This is a genomic window from Stutzerimonas stutzeri (assembly GCF_000935215.1).
Taxonomy (GTDB): domain Bacteria; phylum Pseudomonadota; class Gammaproteobacteria; order Pseudomonadales; family Pseudomonadaceae; genus Stutzerimonas.
On record NZ_JXXD01000202.1, the window covers coordinates 1 to 11406 of the forward strand.

An 11406-nucleotide genomic window follows, 5' to 3' on the forward strand; every position below is an offset into this window, starting at 1 on the left:
CTGGCTTTCAGCGATTCAGGAACACCAAGAACACCAAGAACACCGGGTCAGTACGGTTAATGGTTGTACCACCCCTGCACCCCATTATGTGTTGGTGCCGACAGCGAGAGAGAATGCGGCGTGGGCGAATAATCGAGCAGGGGTAGGGATGTTAAAAGTCTGAGCCTTTTGGGCTCCGAACGACGGGGGGAGCCATGTTTACCGTGAGTGCTGAAATCAAATAGGGGGGGGGTCAACTGTCATAGTGAGCTGTAGCCTGTATGCCCACATGTATGCCTGAGAATATTGAATGTATATTTTCCGAGTAATATCAGTAGGTTACTGAACAGGTTAGAGGCCCGCCGGAGCGCCATATAGATAGTCGTTTCGAGTCCCGCTCGAAACGCTCCGACAAAGCCCGCTCACTGCGGGCTTTGTCGTTTCTGCGCACCATCTTCAGACCGTTGCCCTCGATCGGCCAAAAGCCAACACAGGCAAGTGCAGGCCGCCCTGCCTGCATCGGGAAGCTGATGCAAGGGAAACCTGCCATGCGGCGCCATCGGCCTGCGCCAACCTGACCTCACGCTCGTTTTAGACGCATCCAACGGGTGTTCTGTGAACCCGATCACCGAGCCTGCAGGACAACTGAACTTCAATGCGCCGACCAGGTCGCGCCATGCGCACCTTGCCCCCACACACGACTTCAAGGAGGAAATCGCGTGCCCGTGCGCTATTACGCCCTCGTTTCGCTCTTCGCCGCGGCCCTGCTCACCGGCTGCACCGGCAACTACAAATTCAACGATGACCAATATCGTCCGCTGGGCGACCCGCAGGCTTTGAATCGCGGCCAGTGACCGCAAGGAGCAACACGACCATGGAACTGGTCTTCGATATGGTGGGCGCCCAGCAATTCGTGCCGGGTCTGCTGACCACCAAAACCTTCAAGCAGGCCGGCGGCTTGATCGGCCGGGCCGAAGGCTGCGATTGGGTGATCCCGGATCGCAAGCGCGTCCTCTCCGGGCGTCACGCGGTGATCAGCTACCGCGACGGAGCCTTCTTTCTCACCGACACCAGCAGCAACGGCATCCAGCTCAAGGACAGTGGCGCCAGCCTGGTCAAGGGCCAGCCGCAGCGCATCGAGCATGGCAGCGTCTATTGTCTCGGCGACTTCGAGATCCGCGCGCGACTGATCCAGGACCCAGCGCTGTTCGAAGGCGACATCGGCCGACCGCAGCCGGCCGGCAGCATCATCCCCGACGACGCCTTTCTCGACCTTGATCCGTTGCTCGCCATGGATCAGCAGGAACGCGTCTATGCCGAGGTTGACGACCTCGACCTCGCCTTGGCTGCGCCACAGCGCCAGGCGCAACAGCGCGACTACGCGCGCATCGATATGGAAAGCCTGCCGTTGCCGGAGCTGGTGATGCCGCAGGCTGCGCCCGAAGCCAAGCGCGAAGTCGAGCCCGAACGGCTGCCGCAGGGATTCTGGACGCGTTTCGGCGAGGCGCTGGGCATCGAACTCGACGATCTCGACGAGGAACAGCGCCAGGCCCTGGCGCTGGACGCCGCACGCCTGCTCAAGCAGAGCATCGGCGGCCTGCAGCAGAGCCTGCGCACCCGCAGCGAGCTAAAGAATGAACTACGCCTGTCACTGACCACCGTGCAGAGCTCCGGCAACAACCCGCTCAAGCACAGCGCCGACACGGGTGAGGCCGTGAGCGCCCTGCTGCGCGGCGAAAAGCCCGGACAACTCACGGCTGAACAGGCCATCGGCCGCGCCTTTCGCGACCTGCAGGCGCATCAGGTGGCACTGCTGGCTGCCAGCCGCGCAGCCGTCCACGCAATGTTCGAGCAACTGGCGCCAGAACAGCTGGCGCTGCGTTTCGAGCGCGAGGGCCGCAAGCCGCTGATCGCTACCGCCGGCAGCCGCTGGCGCGCCTATCGCCGTTTGCATCACAGCCTCGGCCAGGACGCCGACTGGAGCGAACGGCTGTTCGCCCGCGACTTCGCCAAGACCTATGAGGAGCAGGTGCGCCTGATCGCCACGCTCGATTCCACCCATCAAGGATGATCCCATGCCTCGTCGCATCACCCTGGCCATGCTGGCCTCGCTGCTCGTGCTGGGCGGCTGCTCGGCGCTGTCGCCCTACTCCAAGCTGACCAAGCTAGACCTCGAGCTGCACGGCAGCGACCGTCTCAACCCCGACCTCAACGGCCGGCCTTCGCCGATCGTGCTGCGCCTGCTGGAACTGAAGCATCCGGTGGAATTCGAGAATGGCGACTTCTTCGCCCTCTATCAGCGTCCCAAGGAAGCCCTGGCGCCGGACCTGGTGACCTCCGAGGAACTGGAACTACGTCCCGGCGAAAGCCGTGAGCTGAAGCTCTCCGTGCAGGACGGCAGCCGCTACGTCGGCGTGCTGGCCGCCTACCGCGACCTGCCGGAAGCCAGCTGGCGCTACGTCATCGCCCTGCCGCCGCAGGAGCGCACCCATGTCGCCCTGAGCCTGGATGAGCGCGGCATCGCGCTGTTCGATCCGCTCGCCGAAGAAGGACAGTAAGCATGAGCCTGCAAAAAGTTGTCTGGCAGGAGGGCATGCTGCTGCGCCCGCAGCACTTCCAGCAAAGCGATCGCTACTACGACCACCAGCTCAAGGCGCGCACCCAGAAGCTGGGCAACTACGCCTGGGGTTTCTTCAACCTGGAGATCGACCGTCAGTTCCTCAACATGGGCAAGCTGGTGCTCAGCCAGGCCAGCGGCATCCTCCCTGACGGCACCCTGTTCGAGCTGGGCAGCGAGCGCGAGCCACTGGCGCTGGACATTCCGCCGAACACCGGCAGCACGCCGGTATACCTCGCGCTGCCGCTGGTTACCGGCAACCACATCGAGACCCGCCGGCCCGAACAGAAGGACGTGCTGGCGCGCTACACCGCCCATGAGCTGGATGTCGCCGACTCCAATGCCGGCGACAGCAGCACCAGCCAGGTCAGCACCGGGCTGCCGGATTTCCGCCTGCTGCTGGGCGAGCAGCAGAGCGACCAGGCCTACGTGAAACTGCAGCTGTGCGAGGTGCTCGACACCACGCCGGACGGGGTCATCAGCCTCGACCCCGAGTTCATTCCGACCTACGTCAACTTCCAGGCCTCAGGCTATCTGCTGTCCTGCCTGAAGGAAGTGATCAGCATGCTCGCCCACCGCGGCGATACCCTCGCCGAGCGCATCAGCGCCACCGGCAAGGTCGGTGGCGCCGAGGTCGGCGACTTCATGATGCTGCAGCTGATCAACCGTCACGAACCGGTGCTGCGCCACTACCTGGGCGTGGAGCAGGTGCACCCGGAGCAGATCTACCGCGACCTGCTTGGCCTGCTCGGCGAGCTAGCGACCTTCTCCAGCGAGAGCAAGCGCCCGCGCCTGGACGGTCGTTACCAGCACAGCGACCAGGGCGCGAGCTTCCGCAAGCTGATGGACGCGATCCGCCAGGTGCTGTCGATGGTGCTCGAACAGCACGCCATCGAACTGCTGCTGCAGCAGCGCCAGTACGGCATCCAGGTATCGCCACTGCACGATCACAAGCTGCTCGGCACGGCGTCCTTCGTGCTCGCCGCCAGCGCCCAGTGCGATTCGGAAACCCTGCGCACCCGCCTGCCGGCGCACCTGAAGATCGGCCCGGTGGAGCGCATCCGCCAGCTGGTCAACCTGCATCTGCCGGGCATCCGCATCAAGCCGCTGCCGGTGGCGCCGCGGCAGATCCCCTTCCATGCCGGCAAGACCTATTTCGCGCTGGAACTCAGCGCCGAGGACCAGGCGCAGCTGGAGCGCTCCGGCGGCTTTGCCTTCCATGTGTCCGGTGACTTCACCGGGCTCGAACTGAAATTCTGGGCGGTCAGGGACTGAGCGACATGATCAAGGAAATGGATTACGGACAGAACGACCACACGGTCATCGTTAATCGAGCAGGAGATGCGCCGGCACAGAGCCCGCTGACCGACTTCGACACCCCGCCGCGCTTCGAGCAGCTGGAGGAGCGGATGATCTACGCCGCCCGCCTGCGCCCGGCGGAGACATTCAACATCAGCCTCAATCCGCTGGTGGCCGCCGCCTCGCCGCTGCTCTCGGAGGTGGTACGCCTCAAGCACAGCCATGACAGCGAAGACCTGCAAGCACTGCACCGGCAATTGAGCAGCGCGATCAAGCTGTTCGAGCACCGAGCCCTGCACGATGGTGCCGAGAGCAGCCAGGTGATGGCGGCGCGCTACGTGCTTTGCACCACTCTCGATGAGGCCGTGGTGACCACGCCCTGGGGCAACGAAAGCGAGTGGTCGCAGATGAGTCTGCTGTCCTCCTTCCACAACGAGACCTTCGGCGGCGAGAAGTTCTTCCAGCTGCTCGAGCGGCTATCGCGCAACCCGGTCAAGCACCTGCCGATGCTCGAACTGATGTACCTGTGCCTGTCCCTCGGCTTCGAGGGCAAGTACCGCGTGTTGCCGCGCGGCATGCTCGAGCTGGAAGCGGTGCGCGACAGCCTCTACCGGCAGATCAGGCAGATGCGTGGCGACATACCGCGCGAGCTGTCGCCGCACTGGGAGGGCCTCAAGGACACCCGCCGGCGCCTGGTGCGCATCGTGCCCTGGTGGATGGTCGCGCTGTTCACCCTGATGTGCCTCGGGGTGATCTACGGCGGTTTCGCCTGGGTGCTGGGCGAACAACGCGAGAGCGTGCTGCAACCCTATCGCTCGCTGGACATGGATGCCGGCGATTCCACCTTTTCAGGGATGAAATGAGATGAAGACGTTCTTCGGCAAAGTCGGCGCCGTGCTGCGCCGAACCTGGGTCTGGAGCCTGCTGCTGGTCCTGCTGCTGGCGGTTCTGGTGTGGTTCGTCGGGCCGCTGCTGGCGGTGAATGACCACCGCTTCTGGGAGTCATCCAGCAGCCGACTGCTGAGCATCAGCGTCCTGTTCCTCGGCTGGGGCCTGGCCATGGTCTTCGCCAGCTGGCGCGCCAGCGCGCGCAAGAAGCGCGATGCCGAGGACCAGGACATTCAGGAGCAGCTGCGCCGCGACGGTCTGATCGGCGAGGAGCAACAGGAACTGCGCCATCGCTTCAAACAGGCGCTGCGCACCCTGAAAACCTCCAGCCTCTATCGCGGGCGCAGCGAGAAATGGCGCAGCGAGCTGCCCTGGTACTTGCTGATCGGCTCGCAGGGCAGCGGCAAGACCAGCCTGCTGGATTTCTCCGGGCTGGATTTCCCGCTCAATCGCAGCGAGCAGCAGCGCCTGACCAAGGACGTCTCCGGCACTCGCTACGCCGACTGGTACTTCGCCGATCATGCCGTGCTGATCGATACCGCCGGCCGCTATCTGACCCAGCCCGACGCCGCCGTCGACGGTAGCGCCTGGGACACTCTGCTCGGCCTGCTGCGCAAGCGCCGTGCCCGACCGCTCAACGGCGTACTGGTCAACCTGCCGGTGGATCAGCTGCTAGGCGGCAATGAACTGGAGCTGGAGAACCTTGCCCGTCAGGCTCGCCAGCGCCTGCATGAGATCCACCAGCGCCTGGGCGTCGATGTCCCCGTCTATCTGGTGCTGAGCAAGGCCGATCGGATTCTCGGTTTCGACGAGTTCTTCGATCAGCTGTCCCGCGAGGAAAGCGATCAGGTGCTCGGCGCCAGCTTCCGTAAGGAGCAGAACGGCAGCGATGCGCAGGTGGTACGCGAGGAGTTCGAGGAACTGCTGCGCCGGCTGAACAGCCAGGTAATCATGCGCATGCACCAGGAACGTGACACCCAGCGCCGCGGACGCATCCTCGACTTTCCGCATCAGCTGGGGCAGATCGGCGAGCGCCTGAGCCTGTTCATCGAACTCGCGTTTGCCGGCAACCGCTATCAGCGTGCCAGCCAGCTACGTGGCTTCTACCTGACCAGCGCGCCACAGCTACGCGAAGGTCTCGACCCGCTCACTGCCGGCATCGGCCGCCAGCTCGGCCTGGCCAGTAGCGCATTGCCGACCTTCCGCAGCGGTCGTGCACGCTTCATCAATCAACTGCTCAGCCGGGTGATCTTTCCCGAAGCCGAACTGGCGGGCCTCGATCAGCGCGAGGTCCGCCGCATCGACTGGGGCCAGCGCGCGCTTTATGCAGGCGCCTTCGGTTGCCTGGTGCTGTTCGGCGGCGCCTGGGCACTGAACTTCTCCAGCAACCACGAGCGCCTGGAACAGCTGCGCGGCATCGCCCAGACGCTGGGTGGCGAACGCAAGACCATCGAGGCGGAAGCCAAGGCACTGCGCACCCTCAAGGCGCTGGACGCGAGCTACGCGGCGACCCAGATATTTCCGCCCAGGGACGATGTGTCCTGGCTACGCCGTGGTGGCCTGTATCAGGGCGAGGCGGTCGACCCGACATTGCACGACGCCTACCGTCGCAATCTGGAAACGCTGCTGCTTCCAGGGGTCGGTCGGCAGCTGGAAGCGCAGATTCGCGCCAACCTGAACGACCGCGAACAGCTGCTCGGCAGCCTGCGCGCGTACCTCATGTTGAACCTGGCCGAGCGCCGTGATGCGGCGTTTCTCAAGGACTGGCTGGCCGCCGACTGGTCGCTGCGCCATAGCGGCAATGCGGTTGCCCAGCAAGGCCTGAACACCCATTTTGCCCGCCTGCTGGAAGAGTCGTTCGCGCCCTATCAGCTGAACGACAATCTGGTCGCCAAGGCCCGTGCCCAGTTGCGCAGCGAATCGCTGGCGGCAGTGGTGTACCGCATGCTGCGCGATCAGGCGCGCAACCTTCCCGACTATCGACTGAACACTCAGCTCGGCCCGCAGGCGTCCCTGTTCGTCGGCGGCGACTATGCGATTCCCGGCTTCTACACCCAGCGCGGCTATCAGAAGCTGTTCGTCGCCCAGGGCGCCGAGCTGGTCAGCGAAATCCTGCGCGACAACTGGGTGCTGGGTGAAGGTGACAGTCTCAGCGCCAAGGACCTCGGCCGCCTGCTGGCGGAAATGGAACAGCTTTACTTCCGTGACTACGCCACACACTGGAGCGAGGCAATCACCCAGCTGAACGTCCTCCCGGCGGGGAGTGCGGCGCAGGGTGCCACGCAACTCGCCGGGCTCACCGCTGCCAACTCACCGCTGCTGCAACTACTGCTGGCGGTGCGCGAAAACACCCGCTTCGCCGGCCTCGCCGACGCGACTGTGGAGGCCGGCGAACTGGCCGATGCTGCCCAGAATGCTGGTGGCAAGCTTGGCAAAGCGGCCAAGCTGGCCACCGCCGCGGCGGAGCAGGCCCAGGCCGCGCTGTTGAAGAACGTACCGGACACCGCACGCAAAACCCTCGAACGCCGCTTCGCGCCGCTGCACCAGCTGCTCGACGAAAACGGCGCGGCTGGTCCCGAGCTGACGGCAAGCCTGCAGGCGCTCGACGCCCTGCAATTGCAGCTGGCCTCACTGGCCCACGCCAGCGCACCGGAACAGGCCGCATTCGAGATGGCCAAGGCGCGCATGGGCGGTCAGCGCGACGCCATCAACCAGCTGCGCAGCAGTGCTTCACGGCTCCCGCAACCAGTCGGCAAGTGGCTTGGTCTGCTGGCCGAGGACAGCTGGTCGCTGGTGCTCAGCGACGCCTATCACTACCTCAACCAGCGCTATCGCAACGAGCTCTACACCAGCTACCGCGGTTCGCTGCGCGAGCGTTATCCGTTCAGCGCACACAGCGCCAGCGACGTCGCCCTCGCTGACTTCCGCGAGTTCTTCAAGGCCCAGGGTCTGGCAGACAGCTTCTTCGAGCGCTACCTCAAGCCCTTCGTCAGCGGCAGCGCTGGTCAGTACCAACTGCGCCGGGTCGACGGTCGCGGCCTGCCACTGTCCGAGCAGTTCCTCGCGCAGATGAGCCGGGCGCAGACCATTCGCCGCAGCTTCTTCGCCGAGAACCCCAACGAGCCGCAGATCCTGTTCAAGCTGGAGCCCTATTCGCTGGATTCGAGCCTCGGTCGTGCCGACTTCCGCTTCGGTAACCAGCAGATGGAGTATCGCCACGGTCCGATCGTGCAGACCGCATTCCGCTGGCCAGCCGAGGCCGACGACGGGCGCACCAGCCTGGTGGTGGAAGAACTCGGCGGGCGTCGCGTCGGCATCGAGAAGAACACCGGCCCTTGGTCGCTGTTCCGCCTGATCGACCTGATGCAGGTCGACTACCACAGCGGCCGCGACGTGCTGATGCTCAAGGCCGATCTCGGCGGCCTGCGCGCTAACTACCTGCTGCACGCGCAGCGCTCGCCGAATCCTTTCGACCTCGCGCTGCTGCGCGGCTTCAAGCTGCCGGCGACGCTGTGATGAGCGCGACGGCGTGTAGCTGGCGCAGCGCGGCGCGCACCGACACTGGCAAGGTGCGGGCGCGCAACGAAGATGCCTTCCTCGACCTGCCGCAGGCCGGCCTCTGGGCCGTGGCCGACGGCATGGGCGGACACCAGAACGGCGCGCTGGCGAGTCGCCTGATCGTCGAGCAGCTGGCCGATCTGTCCTCTACGGGCGACCTGCCAGAGCGGGTGCTGGCGCTGCGGTGCTGCCTGCACGAGCTGAATCGCCGGCTCAGCCAGGAACTGACGGTCACCGCCGAACGCCCGGATCCGGTGATCGGCAGCACCGTGGTCGCCCTGCTCGTGGAGGATGACCGCGCGGCATGCATCTGGGCCGGCGACAGCCGCTGTTATCTGTGGCGCAGTGGGCGGCTCTATCAGCTATCGCGGGATCATTCGCTGTTGCAGCAGCTGCTCGACGAGCAACAACTGACCCCCGTACAAGCAGCCAGGCATCCTGCGGCCCATGCGCTGACCCGCGCCATCGGGGCCAGTGAAAAGCTGGAGCTGGATATCCTCGAGTTCGACGTGTTTCCCGGTGACACGCTGCTGCTGTGCAGCGATGGGCTCTACCAGAGCATGTCCGCCGACGCCCTCGGTGCGGCACTTAGCCTGCCATCCACACACCTGGCGCTGGAGCGGCTGTTTCGCCAGGCATTGAAGGGGCCGGCACGGGACAACCTCAGCGCCGTGGTGATCCGCCGATGAACGCACCGCAATTGCAGGCCAGCGACCTCACCTACTTTGCCCTGGCGTCCACCGCGGCCACGCCAGCAGCGGTCAAACCGAAGACAGCCCCTGGCGAGCTGCCGGACGTGCTCGGTGGCCGCTACCGGATCGAGCGCCTACTCGGCGTCGGCGGCATGGGTGCGGTCTATCGCGCGCGCGATCTGCTGCGCGAACAGTTTGGTGATCCGGAACCTTACGTGGCGCTGAAGACGCTCAGCGAGGATTTCGCCGAATACCCCGACGCCAGCGCGCTGCTCTACAGCGAGTACGCACTGACGACACGCCTAAGCCATCGGCATGTGGTGCGCCTGTACAACTTCGATATCGACCCGGCCAGCCAGCGCGCCTTCATCACCCTGGAACTGCTCAAGGGGCCAACCCTCGACCAACTGCTGTGCGAACGCCCGCAGGGCATGGCCTGGAGCGAACTGCAGGGCATCGCGCTACCGCTGCTGGAAGCGCTGAGCTATTCCCACAGCCTGGGCGTGCTGCATGGCGACCTGAAGCCGAGCAACGTGATGCTCGCCGAGGACGGCCTGCGCCTGTTCGACTACGGCCTCGGCCAGCCGCTGGAAGGCCTGCTACCCGGTCTGCCGCGCCTGTGCCGCACGCGTTTTGCGGCTTGGACGCCGCGCTATGCGGCATTGGAACTGCTCGACGGCGGCGAGCTGACCGCCAGCGCCGATATCTATGCGCTGGCCTGCGTGCTCTACGAACTGGCCAGCGGCAGCCATCCGTTTCGCCGGCTCAGCGCTCGCCAGGCCAAGGCGATGGAACTGGACGGCACCCTGCAACGGCCGCCTCAGCTGCCCGCGCACTGCTGGCCGGCACTGCGTCTGGCACTGGCATTCGACGAAGCACAGCGCAGCATCGATGCAGCGGGCCTGTTGCGCGCCTTCAGTCGCCCCGTACCGAGCCGCTGGCAGCGCTGGTTCGGCCACTCCCATGGATGACATCAGGACAAGGAAAGCCCAATGTTCAACGCGGCCAACGAAACCCACTTCAGCCTGACCCTGGAAGACGTCGAACACGACTTCAAGCTGCTCGAGTTCCGGGGCCGCGAGGCCATCAGCCAGCCCTATCGCTTCGACCTGGAGCTGGTCAGCGAGCGCCCCGATCTGGATTTGCAGGCACTGTTGCATAAACCCGCCTTTCTCGCCTTCGACCCGGCTGGCAAAGGTATTCATGGCCTGATCCACCGCATCGCCCAGGGTGAATCGGGCAAACGCCTGACCCGCTATCGCCTTACGCTCGTGCCGCAACTGGCCTATCTCGCGCATCGCACCAACCAGCGCATCTTCCAGCACCTCGGCGTGCCGCAGATCATCGCCCAGGTGCTCGAAGAGCATGGCATCCAGGCCAACGCCTACCGCTTCCAACTCGGCCCGGTGATTTACCCGCCGCGCGAGTACTGCGTGCAGTACGACGAATCAGATCTGCACTTCATCCAGCGGCTGTGCGAGGAAGAAGGTATCCATTACCACTTCGAGCACAGCACGGCCGGCCATGCGCTGGTCTTTGGCGACGACCAGACCAGCTTCGCCCGGCTCGGCCAGCCGACCGCCTATTTGCAGGACAACGGCATGACGGCCGACGAGCCGGTGATCAAGCGCTTCGCCGTGCGTGTCGCGACACGCACCAGCCGGGTCAGCCGTCGTGACTATGATTTCGAACAGCCCAGATTACTGATGGAAGCGGCCTATCGCGCCGAGCCAGCACAGGCCTCCAACTCACAACCAGACCTCGAAGACTACGACTATCCGGGTCGCTTCACCGAGCGCGCCCGTGGCAAGCACTTGTCGCAACGCGCGCTGGAACGGCATCGCCACGGCTATCGCCTGGCCGAAGGCGACAGCGATCAAACAGGACTGGTCAGCGGCCATCTGCTGGAGATCTCCGACCACCCGCGCCGGGAATGGAACGACCTCTGGTTGCTCACCGAGGTGCTGCACGAAGGCAAGCAGCCGCAGGTGTTGGAAGAGTCGATCACCAGTCATGTCGATACCAGTGACGGCTTCGTCCAAGGCTACCGTAACCGCTTCAGCGCCACGCCCTGGGACATCCCCTTCCGCCCGCTATTGAACCATCCGAAGCCGAAGATCCTCGGAAGCCAGACCGCCGTGGTCACCGGCCCCGCAGGCGAAGAAATCCACTGCGACGAATACGGTCGAGTGCGCGTTCAGTTCCACTGGGACCGCCACGGCCAGGCCGATGACAAGACCAGCTGCTGGCTGCGCATCTCCTCCAGCTGGGCCGGCGACCGCTATGGCGGCATCGCCATCCCGCGCGTTGGCATGGAAGTGCTGGTCACCTTCCTCGAAGGCGACCCCGACCAGCCGCTGGTGACCGGCTGCC

General features: G+C 64.9%; 9 protein-coding genes. All 9 read left to right on the forward strand.

What is annotated here, in order from left to right; translation table 11 throughout:
• Nucleotides 1-698 precede the first annotated feature (698 nt).
• Complete coding sequence (locus LO50_RS18735) at nucleotides 699-833, forward strand: hypothetical protein (RefSeq protein ID WP_014822124.1); 135 nt, start codon at nucleotides 699-701, stop codon at nucleotides 831-833.
• A 20-nt stretch (nucleotides 834-853) separates the two neighbouring features.
• Entirely contained in the window at nucleotides 854-2050 is a 1197-nt protein-coding gene (gene tagH / locus LO50_RS18740; protein ID WP_044315953.1) for a type VI secretion system-associated FHA domain protein TagH, read from the forward strand.
• A gap of 4 nt (nucleotides 2051-2054) precedes the next feature.
• Complete coding sequence (gene tssJ, locus LO50_RS18745) at nucleotides 2055-2537, forward strand: type VI secretion system lipoprotein TssJ (protein ID WP_044315954.1); 483 nt, start codon at nucleotides 2055-2057, stop codon at nucleotides 2535-2537.
• 2 nt (nucleotides 2538-2539) lie between these two features.
• Nucleotides 2540-3871 (forward strand): type VI secretion system baseplate subunit TssK, encoded by a 1332-nt coding sequence (gene tssK, locus LO50_RS18750; protein ID WP_044315955.1) that lies wholly within the window; start codon nucleotides 2540-2542, stop codon nucleotides 3869-3871.
• Nucleotides 3872-3876: 5 nt separating this feature from the next.
• Complete coding sequence (icmH, locus tag LO50_RS18755; protein WP_044315956.1) at nucleotides 3877-4758, forward strand: type IVB secretion system protein IcmH/DotU; 882 nt, start codon at nucleotides 3877-3879, stop codon at nucleotides 4756-4758.
• A gap of 1 nt (nucleotide 4759) precedes the next feature.
• Nucleotides 4760-8299: a type VI secretion system membrane subunit TssM gene (gene tssM, locus LO50_RS18760; protein WP_044315957.1), complete on the forward strand. Its 3540-nt coding sequence runs from the start codon at nucleotides 4760-4762 to the stop codon at nucleotides 8297-8299.
• Complete coding sequence (locus LO50_RS18765) at nucleotides 8299-9030, forward strand: PP2C family protein-serine/threonine phosphatase (RefSeq protein WP_044315958.1); 732 nt, start codon at nucleotides 8299-8301, stop codon at nucleotides 9028-9030. Before tssM ends, LO50_RS18765 begins: the two co-directional genes overlap by 1 nt.
• Nucleotides 9027-10004, forward strand: coding sequence for a serine/threonine-protein kinase (locus LO50_RS18770; RefSeq protein WP_044315959.1), 978 nt, complete (start codon nucleotides 9027-9029; stop codon nucleotides 10002-10004). Before LO50_RS18765 ends, LO50_RS18770 begins: the two co-directional genes overlap by 4 nt.
• Nucleotides 10005-10025: 21 nt before the next feature.
• Nucleotides 10026-11406 (forward strand): type VI secretion system tip protein TssI/VgrG (gene tssI / locus LO50_RS18775; protein WP_044315960.1); only part of this gene is annotated, 1381 nt, incomplete at its 3' end.

Coding starts and splice junctions, on each gene's coding strand:
- icmH (WP_044315956.1), top strand. CDS start 3,877: ATGATCAAGGAAATGGATTACGGACAGAACGACCACACGGTCATCGTT.
- LO50_RS18770 (WP_044315959.1), top strand. CDS start 9,027: ATGAACGCACCGCAATTGCAGGCCAGCGACCTCACCTACTTTGCCCTG.
- tssJ (WP_044315954.1), top strand. CDS start 2,055: ATGCCTCGTCGCATCACCCTGGCCATGCTGGCCTCGCTGCTCGTGCTG.
- LO50_RS18765 (WP_044315958.1), top strand. CDS start 8,299: ATGAGCGCGACGGCGTGTAGCTGGCGCAGCGCGGCGCGCACCGACACT.
- tssM (WP_044315957.1), top strand. CDS start 4,760: ATGAAGACGTTCTTCGGCAAAGTCGGCGCCGTGCTGCGCCGAACCTGG.
- tagH (WP_044315953.1), top strand. CDS start 854: ATGGAACTGGTCTTCGATATGGTGGGCGCCCAGCAATTCGTGCCGGGT.
- tssK (WP_044315955.1), top strand. CDS start 2,540: ATGAGCCTGCAAAAAGTTGTCTGGCAGGAGGGCATGCTGCTGCGCCCG.